This window comes from Prevotella sp. E13-17 (genome assembly GCF_022024035.1).
Lineage (GTDB): Bacteria > Bacteroidota > Bacteroidia > Bacteroidales > Bacteroidaceae > Prevotella.
Map to the genome: position 1 here is coordinate 2,229,190 of NZ_CP091787.1, position 18,144 is coordinate 2,247,333.

General features: G+C 46.1%; 16 protein-coding genes. 8 read left to right on the top strand and 8 right to left on the bottom strand.

From position 1 onward, the window contains the following. Nucleotides 1-114: 114 nt before the first annotated feature. Nucleotides 115-741: a trimeric intracellular cation channel family protein gene (locus L6472_RS08970; RefSeq protein ID WP_237804304.1), complete on the bottom strand. Its 627-nt coding sequence runs from the start codon at nt 739-741 to the stop codon at nt 115-117. Nucleotides 742-746: 5 nt separating this feature from the next. Next, nucleotides 747-2,039, bottom strand: coding sequence for a replication-associated recombination protein A (locus tag L6472_RS08975; protein WP_237804305.1), 1,293 nt, complete (start codon nt 2,037-2,039; stop codon nt 747-749). 101 nt (nt 2,040-2,140) lie between these two features. On the opposite strand from L6472_RS08975, the gene L6472_RS08980 reads away from it, so the two are divergent. Then, entirely contained in the window at nt 2,141-2,947 is an 807-nt protein-coding gene (locus tag L6472_RS08980) for a hypothetical protein (RefSeq protein WP_237804307.1), read from the top strand. A 194-nt stretch (nt 2,948-3,141) separates the two neighbouring features. On the opposite strand, the gene L6472_RS08985 is transcribed toward L6472_RS08980, so the two are convergent. Genes L6472_RS08985 through L6472_RS09000 form a run of 4 tightly spaced genes read right to left on the bottom strand, consistent with a single transcriptional unit; the run spans nt 3,142 to nt 5,548 of the window. Continuing rightward, nucleotides 3,142-3,723: a Maf-like protein gene (locus tag L6472_RS08985; protein ID WP_237804309.1), complete on the bottom strand. Its 582-nt coding sequence runs from the start codon at nt 3,721-3,723 to the stop codon at nt 3,142-3,144. An 11-nt stretch (nt 3,724-3,734) separates the two neighbouring features. Next, entirely contained in the window at nt 3,735-4,253 is a 519-nt protein-coding gene (locus tag L6472_RS08990; protein WP_237804311.1) for an HAD family hydrolase, read from the bottom strand. Beyond that, nucleotides 4,250-5,017 (bottom strand): Rossmann-like and DUF2520 domain-containing protein, encoded by a 768-nt coding sequence (locus L6472_RS08995; protein WP_237804313.1) that lies wholly within the window; start codon nt 5,015-5,017, stop codon nt 4,250-4,252. Before L6472_RS08995 ends, L6472_RS08990 begins: the two co-directional genes overlap by 4 nt. Before the next feature lie 3 nt (nt 5,018-5,020). After that, nucleotides 5,021-5,548, bottom strand: coding sequence for a nitroreductase family protein (locus L6472_RS09000; protein ID WP_237804315.1), 528 nt, complete (start codon nt 5,546-5,548; stop codon nt 5,021-5,023). A 90-nt stretch (nt 5,549-5,638) separates the two neighbouring features. Here L6472_RS09000 and L6472_RS09005 point away from each other — a divergent pair, with 90 nt between their 5' ends. From L6472_RS09005 to L6472_RS09035, 7 genes are all read left to right on the top strand, one after another. Further along, entirely contained in the window at nt 5,639-6,622 is a 984-nt protein-coding gene (locus tag L6472_RS09005) for a GNAT family N-acetyltransferase (protein WP_237804316.1), read from the top strand. A gap of 796 nt (nt 6,623-7,418) precedes the next feature. Continuing rightward, complete coding sequence (locus tag L6472_RS09010) at nt 7,419-9,797, top strand: TonB-dependent receptor (protein WP_237804318.1); 2,379 nt, start codon at nt 7,419-7,421, stop codon at nt 9,795-9,797. Nucleotides 9,798-9,964: 167 nt separating this feature from the next. After that, nucleotides 9,965-12,001 carry a DUF4842 domain-containing protein gene (locus L6472_RS09015; RefSeq protein ID WP_237804320.1) on the top strand — a complete coding sequence of 679 codons (2,037 nt, stop codon included), beginning with the start codon at nt 9,965-9,967 and terminating at the stop codon, nt 11,999-12,001. A 157-nt stretch (nt 12,002-12,158) separates the two neighbouring features. Beyond that, entirely contained in the window at nt 12,159-12,563 is a 405-nt protein-coding gene (gene mce, locus L6472_RS09020) for a methylmalonyl-CoA epimerase (protein WP_237804322.1), read from the top strand. A 6-nt stretch (nt 12,564-12,569) separates the two neighbouring features. Then, nucleotides 12,570-14,135 (top strand): acyl-CoA carboxylase subunit beta, encoded by a 1,566-nt coding sequence (locus L6472_RS09025; RefSeq protein WP_237804324.1) that lies wholly within the window; start codon nt 12,570-12,572, stop codon nt 14,133-14,135. 30 nt (nt 14,136-14,165) lie between these two features. After that, entirely contained in the window at nt 14,166-14,315 is a 150-nt protein-coding gene (locus L6472_RS09030) for a hypothetical protein (protein WP_237804326.1), read from the top strand. 18 nt (nt 14,316-14,333) lie between these two features. Beyond that, a complete protein-coding gene (locus L6472_RS09035) occupies nt 14,334-14,768 on the top strand; it encodes a biotin/lipoyl-containing protein (protein WP_237804328.1) in 435 nt (144 codons plus the stop codon). Nucleotides 14,769-14,940: 172 nt separating this feature from the next. Here L6472_RS09035 and L6472_RS09040 read toward each other — a convergent pair whose 3' ends face one another. Together L6472_RS09040 and L6472_RS09045 are read right to left on the bottom strand one after the other, a co-directional pair. Beyond that, a complete protein-coding gene (locus L6472_RS09040) occupies nt 14,941-16,104 on the bottom strand; it encodes a DUF6057 family protein (RefSeq protein WP_237804330.1) in 1,164 nt (387 codons plus the stop codon). Next, nucleotides 16,104-18,140 carry an alpha amylase C-terminal domain-containing protein gene (locus L6472_RS09045; protein WP_237804332.1) on the bottom strand — a complete coding sequence of 679 codons (2,037 nt, stop codon included), beginning with the start codon at nt 18,138-18,140 and terminating at the stop codon, nt 16,104-16,106. The genes L6472_RS09040 and L6472_RS09045 overlap by 1 nt, the downstream gene beginning before the upstream one ends. Nucleotides 18,141-18,144: the final 4 nt, after the last annotated feature.

The following is an 18,144-nucleotide window of genomic DNA, read 5'->3' on the forward strand; positions in this document are numbered from 1 at the left end:
TTGCAAAGATATAGGAATTATCGTAATTATCCAAATTAATTATTATTTTTTGGCAGAACTGCCACTAAATGCCATGATACCACCCCAAAAGCGGTCCCCCATGACTAAGACCTTCTATGATTTAGCATCTTCTGAGGCAAGGATTGGCAGCGAGATATGGTAGCGAACTGCCAGGAATCTAACCACGCAAGTCAGTACGAAACTTACGATAGCCGTTACGCCAACAGACAGGCCTGTCTCCAATCCAATCCAATAAACGATACCACCCAGCACACTAGCCATGGCATATATCTCCTTATGGAATATCACAGGCTCATTGTTCAGGAGTACATCGCGGATGACGCCACCAGCAGCACCCGTGATACATCCCATAATGACAGCCACCCAAAAAGGTTGTCCGAAAGCAAGACTCTTTTGAATTCCGGCAACCGTGAATAGCGCCAGTCCAAACGTATCAAAAACGAACCATGCATTTTTCAGCGGTTCCATCCATTTTCCCATAAAAACAACTGTCAACAAAGCGACGGCCGTGCAGATCATATAAATTGGGGTAGTCATCCAAAACGGTGTAGCACCAAGCAATACATCACGAATTGTTCCGCCACCTATAGCAACAGCAATACCACAAACGTATCCACCAAACCAATCAAAATGTTTTGCTGCCGCATGACGAATGCCTGAAATTGCAAAAGCAAAAGTACCAAGCATTTCAATGATGCTTATCAAGAATTCCTGATTCATCTAAACTAATCTTCAAAACGTTTTCCCCAATAATTTACCATTCTCTGATAGAGTTTCTCCTCTGCAGGATTATGTTGCCCATGCCAAAACCGCTGATTGACTAATTCGTCAGGCATATATTGCTGCTCTGTGAAGTGACCAGGATAATCATGAGGATATTTGTAGCCATCATGATAACCAAGCTCTTTCATTAATTTTGTTGGAGCATTCCTTAGAGGCAACGGGACTGACAGATTACCTGTCTCACGCACTAAAGACAAAGCCCTATCAATACCCAGATAGGCCGAGTTACTTTTTGGCGAAGTCGCCAAATAGACCGCACATTCAGCAAGAGCAATACGAGCTTCAGGCCAACCAATTTTCATCACTGCATCAAAAGCAGCATTGGCCAAAAGCAGAGCGTTTGGATTAGCCAGTCCAATATCCTCGGCAGCAGATATCACCAGTCTTCGAGCAATAAACTGAGGGTCTTCTCCACCCTCTATCATACGCGCCATCCAGTATAAGGCAGCATCAGGATCACTTCCCCTTATACTTTTAATAAAGGCTGAAATGATATCATAATGCATCTCACCGTCTTTATCATAAGCCAAAGGATTTTGTTGGAGACATGAAACCACGAAATCATCTGTGATAATAATCTCCGATGATGCTGAATGTGCAGTTGCCTTAGCACTCTCTACAACCAGTTCCAAAATGTTCAGCAGCTTACGAGCATCGCCTCCACTAAACCTCAAAAGTGCATCAGTCTCTTTCAGTTCTATTTTGAGTTCCTTGAGAATCACATCGGTCGTGATAGCGCGATTCAGCAGTTTCAGAAGGTCTTCCTTACCAAGCGACTTCAAAATGTATAGCTGACAACGCGACAACAAGGGCCTGATGACCTCAAAAGACGGGTTCTCTGTCGTGGCGCCTATCAGCGTGACAATGCCCCGTTCGACAGCACCCAACAGAGAATCTTGCTGAGATTTTGAAAAACGGTGTATCTCGTCAATAAATAAAATAGGTGAAGCCTCATTGAAGAAGCGACCTTTCTGAGCCTTTTCAATGACATCCCTAACGTCCTTTACGCCACTTGTCACTGCTGATAGGGTATAAAAAGGAGTATCCAACTTATTGGCAATGATATGAGCCAACGTTGTTTTGCCTACTCCCGGAGGCCCCCACACAATAAAAGAAGAGATGTGCCCCGAGTCAATCATTCTTCGAAGAACAGCCCCTTCGCCCACCAAGTGTTGCTGACCGATATAGTCATCCAACGTTCGCGGCCTTAGTCTTTCTGCTAATGGTTCTGCCATATTTTCGATGCAAAGATAGAAAATAATTGCGAATTATGAATTATGAATTAAGAATAATTTCGTATCTTTGCACCATAAACAAGCAAATGCACTAATTTTCTATGGAGCAACAGACTAATAAAAAAGCACTTACGCTCAAGACACTGACCAAAAGCAGTGTGTGGGACATACAGGAGAATGACATCTTCCGTTTGTGGGAAGGAGCTGAAAAAGACGCTGAAGTGAAAGACAACGCACGCCATTATGTTGACATTATCCGTTCTGCATTTATGATTGAAGAGATCAACAGCGATTCAGATCTTGTCAAGACTAAATTCGAAAAGCTGGGATATAAAGTCGGTCAAGTAAAACTGGACGATAATGCAAAGGTCACATGGGCTATCAAGAAGCGTCCTATCATGCGTGTAACTGATCTTACTTACGAGAATATCCGCCACATCTCAGCTACCAAACTTATCGAAGTGTTGGACCGCAACTTTGGTGGCGGTTGGGATTCTCTTTCACAAAGTATCAAAGACATCATTGAAAGCGGCTTTGACATCTCTACGACCACACTTCCTAAAGATCGTCTGCACAAAAAGGGTGGCATGTACGAAAAGAAGGTTGAAGACGGTTTTGAAGTCCTGGAAGTAGCCAAAGGCACATGGATAGAAGCCATTTTTGCCAAGGCTAAGCCAGAAAGCGAGAAGCCCCGCATGAAGTTTGCATCATCAAGTATGGATGATGAAGACGATGATGCTGATGTGGAAATCGAAGACAACTACAACAAGCCCGACGAAGACGACATTGAAATCTCTGATCCCGATGATGACGACATCACCGAAGAGAACTACTCTACCATGATGGATTTGGGTAGTGGCGATGCCGACGAGGAAGCAGAGAACATCTCCGAATACGGTGATGAGTAGTTTACACAGCAGGAAATATACTTTATTTCAACAAAAAAAGGAACCTATTCTCACGAACGGGTTCCTTCTTTTTAAAAACTTTGGAAAATGATAAATATAGATTAAAATTACTAGTTATCGATTGCAAAGTTACAAATATATTCTACAAAACCAAAACTTTTCACAACTTTTTTTGTTAATAACGGAAAATAGTTCTAAAAAGATTCCAATTCTGTATATATGCGCTGAACAGGCAAGCCCATAACGTTGAAATAGCTTCCACTCAAACCTGTGACTCCAATATAGCCAATCCACTCCTGTATTCCATAAGCACCAGCTTTGTCAAAGGGGCGATATTTCTCTACATAGTAATTGATTTCGTCATCTGACAGTTGCTTGAAAGTGACATCCGTCGTCACTGAAAAGCTGCGTTTCTTCTCATTTGTCATCAGGCAAACACCAGTTGTCACTTGATGAGAGCAGTTGCTCAGCTTATGCAGCATGCGACGAGCATCACAGGCGTCATGAGGTTTTCCCATAACCTCATCACCAGCTATAACCACCGTATCGGCCGTTATAATCAGATCATCAGGTGCCATGACCGCCTGATAAGCCTCTGCTTTCTTATTGGAGATATATTGAGCAATCTCGCCAACGGGCAGCGTTGGTGGGTAGGACTCATCAATATCTTTCAGCACTTTCACTTCGAAAGGAAGCCCTAAGCCCCCTAAAAGTTCTCGTCGGCGAGGCGAGTTGCTCGCCAACACGATATGATATTTCTGCAGATTCTCAAACATATTCTTTCTTTTTACCATCCAAAGGCTTTTTCATCCATCAGCCATTTGCCCTGGGCACGCAGGGTTTGTTCAACGACATCGCGACCACACCCGTAGCCACCTTTTCGGTCACTGACATAGATACAAGCCTCGCGCACCTCCTGACAAGCATCGTGCGGACATACGGGGCACCCCACTCTGCGCAACACTTCTAAATCGGGGATATCATCTCCCATAAACATCACTTCCTCATCTGTCAGTTGATACTTCTTCAGAAATGCATCATAGGTAGTGATCTTCACGGCACAGCCCATCATCACATCTTTCACTCCAAGTCCTTCATACCTCACTCGGATAGCGTCAACGTTGGCGCCTGTCATGATTGCGATGTGAAGTCCTAGTTTGACGGCCAACTGTATGGCATAGCCATCCTTGATGTTGACGGTTCGTTGTGGCAGACCATCGGGAGCTAACGTGATGGTTTCTGCCGAAAGTACGCCATCAATGTCGAAGATGATGGCTTTTATCTTTGTTAAATCGTAGTTGATCATTTCGCCAAGAGATGAATACTTTTACTCATTAATTCATATATTTCCTGCATATCGGGATTGTCTGCAAGCAATTCCTTTTGTGCCTCAATCACATTGACGTCATAACGCACAGCAGGCCCCGTCTGTGCCTCCACTGGGTCCATTGTGTTAGCCTTTTGTGCCGTTTCGTTGATAAGAGGCAACATCACTGAAAACGGCAACCCATGCTTTTTCAGTATCTCGGCCGACAACGCATAGCAATGATTGGCAAAATTGCAGGCGAAGACGGCGGCTAAATGTAGGTATCGGCGCTCCTCAGAAGACAGTTGATAGATGTGCTGACTGATGGACGAAGCCAGGGCTTCGGCAAGCAGAAGACTTCTATCATTGTTAGTTTCTATAAATATAGGAACACGCGAGAAATCCACCAGTCTTTCTTTTGAGAACGTCTGCATCGGATAGATAATACCATGACACGGGTGTTGCCCGAAGACTTCCATGGTTACGGAGCCAGCCGTGTGAAAGAAAGCCACTTCTTCACGTCCCTTTTGCAAGTCAGCAATCAACCGTCCAAGAACGGCATCCTTCACCGAAAAGATGAACGCATCGGCCCTTTGGGGCAATGATTGCAAATCGCAAGTGGCCACAGCTTCCACCTTCTCTGCCAACTGCTGGGCAGAGGTCATCGTCCGACTGTAAACCGTCAGTATGCGATGGCCCTTTTGAAACAAAGCTTGTGCCATGTTGGTGGCCAGCCTTCCTGCACCTATAAAGACGATGTCCATGACTTAATACTTATTCAGATGAACGCGTTCCCACTTCAACTTATCCTCGTTCTGCGGCTGACGCTCATCGGCTTTATGTCCCACAGCCAACACACAGAGCACAGAGAGGTTCTCAGGAATATCAAGAATGCCTCGGATAACGGTGTCGGCACTGGTTCCATCACTTAGTCCACGACCGCGCATCTGCACCCAGCACGATCCCAGTCCCAACTCCTCAGCCTGATACTGCATAGAGATGGCAGCTATAGAACCGTCCTCTATCCAGCAATCATTAGCCATGGGGTCGCCCAAAACAACGATAGCCAGAGGGGCATCCTTCAAGAACTGACCTCCCATTGCTTTGGCATCTGAAAGTTTCTCCAGGTCCAACTTGTCATCAACAACCACAAATTCCCAGGCACGCTGGCCTTTAGATGTGGGCGACATGAGTGCTGCTCTGAGGATGAGCTTTACATCTTCGGCATCAATTTCCTCACTTGTAAACTTGCGATGCGAACGACGCATCTGCGCCAAGGTCTTAAATTCTGTCATTTTAAATAGATTTACATTTTTCGGCAAAGTTACTAAATTATTACGAAACGAGAATGACGAATTAAGAATTATTTCGTATCTTTGCCCGCGATGAACGAATTAAACATCAGAATATATACCAGCGGTGACATGTTGCCCGATAGTTTGGAAGAGAAAAACATCTTCCACAGCAAGACATTTTTCACGCTTGCCGAATCAAGTCGTCGTCAACGTCCGTATATGGTCACCGTCGAAAGACAAGACGGCACCGTGGTGGCTCAGATGCTTGGTATCGTGCGCTTTCGCTGTTCTTGGTTTCCGCCCTATCTCTATCGGCACTGCCGCATACTGGGCGAAGGCGTTTATCACCCCGACTTTGCCGACCAAAGTACCACTTTGTTTGGGATGATGCTGAAGAAACTGACGAGCATGCTTGGCCGACGTATTCTGTATGTAGAGGTAAGCAATCTGCGCGAGAAAATGTTTGGTTACCGACAATTTCGCGAGGCAGGCTACTTTCCCGTCAGATGGATGAGCATTCACAACTCGCTACACTCACGCACACCAGAAGAGCGACTCAGCGAACGCATGAAGAAACGCATAGAGCAAATCTATAAACGCGGTGTGGAGACTGACGTCGTGAGGACCGAAGCCGACTTCAAGGCCTTTTCAAAGCTCTTACGGCGCCACCACTGGCTGAAGCCCAAGCGCTATATCCCCGAAGACTCGTTTTTTTGCAACCTCATCAACCACGAGGCTTGTCGTCTCTATATCACACGCTATCACCAGCACATCATCGGCTGTTCTGTCGTGTTTTTCAGTCAGCAGCAAGCCTACTTGTGGTTCTCGGCATTCCGTCGAAAGTCGTTTGCCTTTGTCCATCCCGACATCATCACTATCTGGCACGCTCTGAAAGATGCCCACCGAATGGGCTACGAGCACATGTTCTTTTTGGACGTAGGTCTGCCATTCAAGAAGAATCGCTACCGTGACTTCATCCTGCGTTTTGGTGGAAAGCCCACCTCAACCTATCGCTGGTTCCATGTTTCGACGGGTTGGATAAACCGCTTGTTATCAATCTTATACAAGGAATGACAACCATAGGGCTCAAGCGAAAAATCATAGGGTAATCCTTTATTTGCGCTTTTTGTTATTTCAGTAAAGGCTCAGCAGATTCTTTAGATTGAAATCAATAAAGTAGAGATCAGATAGAAAAAGAACAGGATGTCTCCCTCCCTCTGGAGGACCGGGGTGGAGTTCCCCCATTGGTTTTCAGGACCGAAGGTCCGTGGTTTTTCCTTTGTGAGACAGAAACCCCGAAGGGGGCATGGTGTCTGTGGGAAGCCTGATGTGAACTTGTTCACAAGAAGGATTACCACTGACAACATGAAAATCTCGACAGAGATTTCTGGCTCACAAAGGGGTCTTCTCGGTTTTTGTTCAATAAACACAAACTGAAAACACGAAAGGTCTCAGAAAGTTGCGTTATTGTGCTGCTTTCGTCTTGTTATAGTTTCGCTTTTGCGTTGCAATAGCTTTACTTTTGATGTCCGTCCAGCCCCTAGATGTGGCGCATCCAGCCCCTGGAACGAGTCGTTTTAGCCCCTGGATGCGGTCGTTCTAAGGGCTGGATGTAGAGTATCCAGGGGCTAGACCAGAAATGAAAGCTTTGGTTTTAGACTTTAGAAACGCCTCTTCAAGACTTTAGAACACGTGCTTTTAGACTTTAAAAGCGCCCCTCTCTGGATTCTAATCCCTTACTATGCTTTGGCGATAGTAAAGTGGCACATTGCTTAGACTAAAGCACTGGTTTGACGGAGGCAAAGTGCCACTTTTCATCTAAAATCCCTACGTTCTATAATAAAACAAGATTTTCTACGTTATAAGAAAGATGAATTCAACATGCACATCTATCATCTCTATGCTCGTCATGCTTATGATGAGTAGTGTCGTCGTGGCACAATCTTTCACCCTGAAAGGTCGTGTGACCGACGAAGATGGCAATGCCCTTGAATTTGCTACCGTGGCTTGTCCCAGACAGGCTAAGGTGACGATGACCGACCTCAAAGGCGAATTCAATATGAAGCTGCAGACGGCCGACTCTGTCGAGATACGTTTCTCGATGATTGGCTACAAGACCCGCACCAGGACCCTGAGAAACCCACGCACCACACAGACGCTGCAAATACAGATGTCGCCCATGCAGGAACTCAGCGAGGTGGTGATCACCGAGCGACGCCGACAGACCACACAGATGCAGGAAATCGATGCTAAAGAACTGAAAGCCACACCGTCAGCTACGGGCAATGCCGTCGAAGAACTGATACAGCAGCAGGCCGGCGTCTCAACACACAACGAGCTCTCGAGCCAATACAACGTCAGAGGAGGCTCATTCGACGAGAACTCTGTGTATATCAACAACATTGAAATCTACCGTCCCTTGCTCATCAGAAGCGGCCAACAGGAAGGACTTTCTGTTATCAATCCCGACATGGTCGAGAAGATTGGTTTCTCGTCAGGCGGCTTCTCTGCCAAGTATGGCGACAAAATGTCCAGTGCGCTGGACATCACCTACAAACGTCCCAAGGCATTTGAAGCAACGGCAATGGCTTCGCTTCTCGGCGCAAGTGCCTATGTGGGTATGTCGAACAAGAAGTTTTCCATGAGCCACGGCCTGCGATATAAGACGAACAGGTACTTACTAGGAACGTTGGAAACGACCGGAGAATACAGACCGAACCAGCTTGACTATCAGTCATACATGACCTACAACCCAAACAAACGATGGTCGTTCGACTTGCTGGGCAACATCTCAGAAAACCATTATAACTTCAAGCCCCACGATCGAGAAACGAGTTTTGGCACGATGCAGTCGGCCAAATCATTCAAGGTGTACTTTGATGGTCAAGAGAAAGACATCTTCCGCACACTCTTTGGTGCTGCGTCTGTCACCCGCCACATCAGCGACTCTCTGAGCATAAAATTGCTTTGGTCGGCCTTTCACACTAAAGAACAGGAAGCCTACGACATACAAGGACAATACTGGCTGAACGATGCTCAGAGTGCAGAGCAACTGGGCGTAGGAACTTATGCCGAGCATGCACGCAACTATCTTACGGCCAACGTTCAAAGTGTGAAGCTGATGGTCAACCGAAAATTAAAGCAACATGAGATTGAAGGTGGACTGGTGATAAAGTGGGAGCACCTGAAAGAGCAAAGTCGCGAATACGAGATGCGCGACTCAAGCGGCTATTCAATCCCCCACACCAGCAACCGACTGGACCTCATCTACACACTTTCGTCAAAGAACGACATGCACTCCACACGCATCGAAGGCTACGTGCAAGACGTCTTCCGCTGGCATAACGGCAACAATTTCTTCACATTAAACTACGGCATCCGCTTTGCCAACTGGTCGTTCAATAAGGAAACACTTGTTTCTCCCAGAGCATCACTAGCATTGGTGCCTGCGTCAAACCCAGACATCACCTACCGATTGGCCACTGGCATCTACTATCAAGCACCATTCTACAAGGAGTTTCGCGACACAACAGCAGTTGGCGGTATAACGAAAGTGACGCTCAACAAGCATATTAAGAGTCAGCGGTCGTTCCAGATGATTGGCGCAATGGACTACCGATTTAAGATGAAAGACCTGCCATATAAGTTCAGTGCAGAAATCTATTACAAGGCACTTGCCAACCTGATTCCTTACAACGTGCAAAACGTGAAGACTACATATTACGGCCAAAACATGTGTTCGGGATATGCCGCAGGTTTGGACCTAAAACTCTATGGCGAGTTTGTCCCTGGCACCGACTCATGGGTTAGCCTCTCGCTGATGCGTACGCAACAAAAAATGAATGGGCAATGGATTCCAATGCCTACCGATCAACGCTACGCACTAAACCTACACTTCACTGACTATTTCCCGGGTACTACACGTTGGAAAATGACACTTAAGCTGGCTTATGCCGACGGACTGCCTTTTGGTGCACCCCATCGCGGCATCACTACCCAGAGTTTCAGGGCGCCTGCGTACAAAAGAGCAGACATCGGTATGAGCTATTTGGCCTATCAGCCTTCAGAATCCGAAACAAAAAAATTCGGAATCAAGCGTATCTGGCTGGGTGTTGACTGCCTGAATTTATTTGGCATTTCCAACGTAAACAGCTATTATTGGGTCACCGATGTCACCAACAGGCAATGGGCTGTACCCAACTATCTGACCGGGCGCCAGATTAACGGCAAGATCATTGTAGAGTTGTAATTCGTACAACTCACAATATCAACAAATTAACCCACAAATAAAAAAAAACAAAAAAATGCGCTTGGGTTTCAGTATTTTTTTGTAATTTTGCACCATTATTATAAAATAACAAGGACTTTCTAAATAGTCATTAACGGTGCAAAGACATTATAAACGATAACCAAAATATGAAAAAGTTATTATCTTTACTTGCAGTTACTTGTTTAACTTTAACTAGCTGTATTGACCACGAAAAAAATCTCTACAATGGTGATGACAGCAAGGCTATCAAACAAAATGCAGAAGACGTTTTAGGACAAATTGTTAGACAAGATTGGAGTTCTATTAACCAAGGCTCAGTGAGAATTATCGCTAATGCCCCTCTCAACAACATCGTAAAGGTTCAGATTTTGACAGAATCACCTTTCGGCAATCCTAATGCAAAAGTACTGAACGAAGCAGAAATCGTCAACGGACGTTACGTGACATTGAAATATGATGCCCCTAACGTTTACGAAAGACTGATTGCCGCTTGTATCAACGATAAAGGAGTATACTACGTACAGTCATTCGGACTGGAAGATAGCGAAGTTGACTTCGGCGAAGTTGCCGAATCACGCAGAGCTCGTGCTGCTGAGAGTGCATACCCCGCAGCTAGCTCTATCGTACTTGGCGATCCCATCAAATCTTTCAATGCGCTTCGTGCCGAGGCTACCCTCGCTAGCGAGACACATCAGATTATGGTGAACGATGGTACCAACGATTTCTATTACATGAATCTGTACGACGCTTCATGGGTCAACGACCGTCTCTGGTCTCCACAGGCTCAGACCGATGGAAGCTGGAATATCACAGAGAATGGCATCTATAAAGATATTAAAGAGACCGTCGATATGTCAACAGTCCAGGCCATCTGCGATGCATACCTCCAGAAGACGGGCGGTCTGCACCCCACCAACGGACGAAGCAACAACTGGGAACTCATTGCTGAGGGCAATGATCACTTTATCATCAACAACAACTACCTCATCAGCGATGGAACGCCCCTAATTGTAACACCCGTTCAGATGGGAACCACTGAAGGCAACAACAATAATATTTACTATTACTATTTCAACCCTGCCAAGACTGCAGGCATGACCTCTGAGCAGGAAGCCAACTATATTAAGGCTCTGCCAAAGTTCAAGGCCATGAAAGGTCAGGCCAATAAAACAAAATTCTTCAGAGATAAAGCCTATCTGCTCCCCTACTATGGTGACGGAGCACCGACAAACGGTACAACAGCATCTGCCGAGTTGGCCATCCCCAAGGGCTATAAGATTGGTTTCCTGAACAGAAAGGGCTACGCCGGCAAGACAGAACAGGACTGCACCAGCGGTTGCACCTATGGCGACGGTCGTTTGAACGTAGAGGTGAACCACTTACATGGTCACTACCTGAGTGCCATCGACACCAAATTGGCAGCAACCATCAGAAAGAACGACCCCAATGCCAAAGACGATCTGCGCTATGGTAAGACGACCAACGGCATGCAGTTCGACAGCCCACGTATCGCAGTCTTCAGCGCCAACGACCGTACATACCTCTGCTTTGAGGACGGATCTGACTGCAACTTCTGCGACATGATTCTGGAAGTATCTCAGGGTGCCTCGACCATCGACGAGCCTCAGAATCCGGAAGCATCACTCTACACCATGTGTTTCGAAGACCGTCTGGCTTCTGCCGATTACGACATGAACGACATTGTGTTGCAGGCTTCACGCGTCAACGAGACCACCATCAGACTGAGCCTCGTGGCAAGTGGTGCCGACGACCTGCTGCAACTACAGATTCCTGGCTACGACGATGCCAAGTTGACAAGTAAAGAGGTTCACGAGCTCTTTAATGTTGCACCTGGTTCTACATTTATCAACACCAAATTGAGTCAGGATACATTTGAGCCAATCACCGAAGACTTCACGGTTGCCTCAGACATGAGCATCGAAGACTTCTTGAAGACCATCACAGTGAATAACCTTTCAACAGGCAAAACGATCTCTGTTCCAACAACACCTGGTGAACCTCCCTATGCAATCATCGTTCCCATGAACTTTGAATACCCCTTAGAAACAATTTGCATCAAGGATGCATACAGCATGTTTACCGAGTGGGTTCAGACCGACGACCAGACCATCTTCTGGTATTTAGACAACGATAGCGAAAAGGTTTATCGCAACAAAGAGTAAAAATAAGGAAATGTCCTAATATGCTATACCAAGAGAGATTATTGCTCGTAACATGCAATAATCTCTCTTTTTTTTATAAAAAAGACCAAAAAAAAGCAGAAATTCATTTATCTTTTGTACCTTTGTGCCACGAATTATTAATCTAATTGATACGATTATGAGAATTTCACACATTGAGCATCTGGGCATTGCTGTACAAAGCATTGAAGAAAGCCTGCCATTCTTTGAGAACGTGCTGGGTTTGAAGTGCTACAACATTGAGACCGTTGAGGACCAAAAAGTGAAAACTGCATTCTTAAAATGTGGCGAGGTAAAGCTGGAACTGCTTGAGCCCACATCACCCGAGAGCACCATTCAGAAATGGCTCGACAAGGGGAACAAGGGTGTTCATCATGTAGCATTCTGCGTAGAAGATGGCGTTGCCAACGCACTGGCAGAAGTAAGCGAGAAAGGTGTACGACTCATTGATCAGACACCACGAAAAGGTGCTGAGAACCTAAACATCGCCTTTCTCCACCCCAAATCAACCTGTGGTATATTGACAGAACTTTGTGAACATTAATAAATTATGAGCAAGCAATTAGAAAAGATCAAACAACTCATCGAGAAACGCGAGCAAGCTCGTCTCGGTGGTGGTGAGAAAGCCATTCAAAAGCAACACGACCGTGGTAAATATACAGCACGCGAGCGCATCGAAATGCTTCTCGACGAAGGCTCTTTTGAAGAGTACGACATGTTCAAAGAACATCGTTGTCATAACTTCGGTATGGAGAAAAAGCAGTTCTTGGGCGATGGTGTCGTAGCTGGATCAGGTACTATTGACGGACGTCTGGTATATGTATTTGCACAAGACTTTACCGTTCATGCAGGTTCTCTTTCTGAAACAATGAGTCAGAAGATCTGCAAAGTCATGGATATGGCCATGAAGATGGGTGCGCCTGTTATCGGAATCAACGACTCGGGTGGTGCACGTATTCAGGAAGGCATCAACTCTTTGGCAGGTTTTGCCGAAATTTTCGAGCGCAACATTCTGGCATCAGGTGTTATTCCACAGATTAGCGGCATCTTCGGTCCTTGCGCTGGTGGTTCTGTTTACAGCCCCGCACTGACCGACTTCACCCTGATGATGGAAGGTACTTCATACATGTTCCTTACCGGTCCTAAGGTGGTTAAGACCGTTACGGGCGAAGACATCGACCAAGAGCACCTGGGAGGTGCCAGTGTTCACGCCACCAAGTCGGGTGTAACACACTTCACCGCAAAGACAGAGGAGGAAGGTCTGCAGATGATCAAGACTCTTCTTTCATATATTCCTTCAAACAATATGGAGGTTGCTCCTCGCAAGAAGTGCGATGATCCAATCAACCGCATGGAGGACATGCTCAACGAGATTATCCCCGAGAATCCCAACGAGGCATACGATATGTACAAGGTAATCGGTGCTGTTGTTGATAACGGAGAGTTCTTTGAGGTTCAGCCTAAGTTCGCCAAGAACATCATTGTTGGTTTTGCACGCTTCAACGGCCAGAGCGTAGGTATAGTTGCCAACCAGCCTTCTTGCTATGCTGGCGTACTCGACGTGAACGCTTCTCGTAAGGGTGCACGCTTTGTACGCTTCTGCGATGCCTTTAATATTCCTATTGTATCGTTCGTTGACGTGCCTGGATTCTTGCCTGGTACTGGTCAGGAGTACAATGCAGTCATCCTTCATGGCGCTCAGCTGCTCTACGCCTACGGTGAAGCTACTGTTCCCAAGATTACTGTAACACTGCGTAAGTCATATGGTGGTTCACACATCGTGATGGGTTCTAAGCAGCTGCACACCGACTTGAACTACGCATGGCCTTCTGCCGAGATTGCTGTTATGGGTGCCTCTGGTGCCGCAGCTGTGCTATATGCTAAGGAAGCTAAGGCTAAAAAGGAAGCTGGCGAAGACGTTAAGGCCTTCATCGCCGAGAAGGAGGATGAGTACAACGAGCTCTTCGCTAATCCTTATCAGGCTGCGAAGTATGGATACATCGATGATGTTATCGAGCCTCGCAACACCCGTTTCCGCATCTGCCGCGCACTGGCACAGCTCGCAACCAAACGCGATGCTCTGCCCGCAAAGAAGCATGGCAACATTCCTATGTAATTGATAATTGATAATTGACAATTGATAATTATGAATAAAGAAGTATATGCTGCTATTGCACTTGCTCTGCACGAGCACCTTGGCAACAATGTCCACGACATTGAGCCAGGCATCATTACGATTGCTGAGCATCCCACACAGTGGAATGGCTATGCACAGACAATGACAGCACATCCATAAATCAAGAATCAAACAAAGATGAAAGAATACAAGTACACCATCAACGGAACAAAGTATGAAGTTGCTGTTGGCGACATTGAGGACAACCTCGTATGTGTTACAGTAAACGGTGAAGAATACAAAGTTGAACTTGAGAAACAGGCCGAACCTGAGAAGAAAAAGCCTGTACTCGGCAAACCGGCAGTGGCACCTTCTGCACCCACAGAAGGCAGCGAAGCTACCAGCAAGGCCGTGAACAAGAACAACGCTGTAAAAGCTCCCCTGCCCGGTGTGATCACTGACATCAAGGTTGCTGTTGGCGACCAGGTTGCTGTTGGCGATACCGTCGTTGTACTCGAGGCTATGAAAATGGCCAACAACTTGACAGCGGAGAAAGCTGGTACTGTAACTGCTATATGCGTAAAGGTTGGCGAAAGCGTTATGGAAGACGATGCACTGATTGTTATCGAATAAGATTCGTCCTATCATAAAAAGAAAGGCTGGTTCACTTCAAACAACGAACCAGCCTTTTTCTTTTTTGTCCAACATCATCTCGTGTTTCTCAGACATCAGCAGCCCTACAATATGTATGACTTAACGCTGTAAAGCCTCACTATGCACGTGGCATCACAGCAGCTGTCATCATCTATTGGTAAAGATAATAATAGAAATAAGACCCACGATGCCGTTCCAGAGCACGAAGGCGGCGTGCAGACTGGCTGGGAATCTGTTTCTTCAAATCACGTATTGACGTCCAGCGTTCGTAAACCACTGAATCCAGATGGGCAACTGCCGTATCTCCTTGGATAGAGCAATACAGGACCAAAGCCTCTTGATAATGGCGTGGCAAACTGACAGAATCTGAAATTTCGTAATAGCGAGGCAGCGCATGTACAAAACTCTTCAGATTTTTGTCCATCAGATAACCGCAAAGCACATAATCAGCGACAGCACGCGTAGCAAATGAATCGCGCTCAAGTGCGTTTAGATACTGCCACACATCTATGGGTCTCTTCGGTCTGCCACCAAGATGTTTGTAGATAGTATCTGCAGACATCATCAACAAGCGGCTATGACTGTCCTTCAAGGGTAACAGATCCTTACTCTTGCCTTCTAAAGCATACTCGAACAAGTGCTCTCCCATCTCGCCTTTTCGTGAAAGGGCAAAGGCCCGAAGCATCGTCAGACTAGTATTGGTCTCGAGCGATTGACTGCCCACACGCAGCGCTTCATCGTCGTCACCATGCAACAACGAAGTTTCTGCATGAGCCTGATAATGGAGTACAGCATTGGTGTTGGTACTGAGTGTCACAAACAGCATCATCACAAGCATGATAAGGATATTCTGTGAAACATCGCGCGAGAAGTAAGCATTGTTCACGTTGTTATGGTTCTCAAAAGAAAGCATCTGTTTGGATACCCACACACATCCTCCCCAGAAAATAAGCACTAAAGGAATCAGCCACTTCCAACTTCCCAAAGAGTAACTTAGGTCACTGGTAAAGTTAAAATCTGAAATCACTGCCAAGAGTAGCATGGATGGCAGATAGGTCAAGGCATGCGACCGCTTGGAAAGACGGAAAAGCAAGAACATTACCAGCTGTAGCAGATATAGCGCCAAAGTAACAAAGAAAGCACCAAGCGAACGGTTGTAATGTGTTGCGCCTGCGCTAAGAATATGTTGCGAAACAGCCAGAACATCTGCTTGGAATGCATAGAGCCACACAAACGAAAACAACCAAAAACAGACGGCACACACTACCTTGATGGTAGTTGTGCCGCTCTTACAATCTGAATAATATCTTCCCATTAGTTTTTCTTCAAGACTACTGCTGAACGTGCAGGAATATAAAGTTTCAGCCACTCTTTATGATCCTTGACATAGAGAGGATCGTAGTTTGTGAAGTGCGTCAAAGTATCGTCTGCGAAACCATGACCGCCGAAGGCTGTGGCATCTGTATTCAACACCACTTCGTAGGAACCCGTAGGTACCAAGAAGCCATAGTCGGCAAACGACTGCGTCGGTGAGAAGTTAAACACAAATATCAGATCACCGCGCATGAATGCTAACACCTGATCGGCATCATTGTGCCATATCTCAACAACAGGTTTATCCTGGAAATTGCGAATGCTCTTTATCACACGTAGCATCTCACGATCAAAGTCACCAAGCCAATGATAACAGAGGTCTTTATTATCAACCAGATTCCACTGGCGGCGTGCATATTTATAACTCCAGCCATTACCCTCACGAGGGAAGTCGATCCACTCTGGATGACCAAACTCATTACCCATGAAGTTCAGGTAACCGCCATTGATGGCTGCGGCCGTCACAAGACGAATCATCTTATGAAGAGCTATACCGCGTTCTGCCACCCCGTTGACATCCTTCTTTGCAAAATGCCAATACATATCAGCATCTATCAGACGAAAGATAATGGTCTTGTCACCAACAAGCGCTTGGTCGTGACTCTCACAATATGAAATAGTTTTCTCGTCGGGGCGGCGATTCTTCACCTCCCAGAAGATAGAGCTGGGTTTCCAATTCTCGTCAGGCTGCTCCTTGATGGTCTTGATCCAGTAATCAGGAATATTCATTGCCATACGATAGTCGAAACCATAACCACCATCCTCGAACTTTGCTGCCAATCCGGGCATGCCACTAACCTCTTCTGCAATCGTAATGGCATCGGGGTTCACCTCGTGTATCAGCTTATTGGCCAGTGTGAGATAGCAAATAGCATTATCATCTTCGTGTCCATTGAAGTAATCTCCATAGCCGCAGAAGGCCTCCCCAAGCCCATGACTATAGTAGAGCATGGACGTCACGCCATCAAACCGGAAGCCATCAAAATGGAATTCCTCTTGCCAATAGCGGCAGTTTGATAGCAAGAAATGAAGTACCTCATCCTTGCCATAATCAAAGCAGAGCGAATCCCAGGCTGGATGTTCATGACGATCACCAGGATAGAAATACTGATTAGGATCGCCAGCCAGATTGCCCAGACCTTCGATTTCGTTCTTCACCGCATGAGAGTGTACGATATCCATAATCACGGCTATGCCCTTCTTATGAGCCTCGTCGATAAGTTGTTTCAACTCCTCAGGCGTACCGAAACGTGAAGATGGCGCAAAGAACGACGACACATGATAGCCAAAGGAGCCATAGTAGGGATGCTCCTGTATAGCCATCACCTGAATACAATTATAGCCATCATTGACCACACGAGGCAGCACGTTCTCGCGGAATTCATTATAGGAGCCAACCTTTTCTGCATCCTGTCCCATGCCCACATGACATTCATAGATGAGCAACGGTGATTTCTTGGGTTTAAAGTTCTTTTTCTTAAATTCATAGGGGACAGCCGGATTCCATACCTGAGCAGAGAATATCTTGGTATTTTCATCTTGAACAACTCTACGACACCAGGCGGGAATACGTTCGCCTTCTCCCCCATTCCATTTCACTTTCATTTTATAGAGCTGACCATGTTTCAAGTCGCGCTCCTTGAGTTTCAGTTCCCAGTTTCCTGTTCCTTCAATACGCTTCAACTTGTACTTATCAGTCTCTTTCCAATCGTTGAAGTCACCTATCAGATATATCTCAGTGGCATTAGGAGCCCACTCACGAAACACCCATCCTCTTAATTGCTTGTGTAGTCCAAAGTAAAGATGTCCAGACGCAAAGTCCTTCAAGGTTTTCTTGCCATTTCGAGTCAGTTGGTTCAACTTCCATACGGCATGATCATGACGCCCACGTATTGCGTCTTCAAAAGGTTCCAGCCAACTGTCATTTTGCACAAGACCAATATGCTGGGGTCCGGTTGTTTTTTTAGTAGTTGCCATAGTT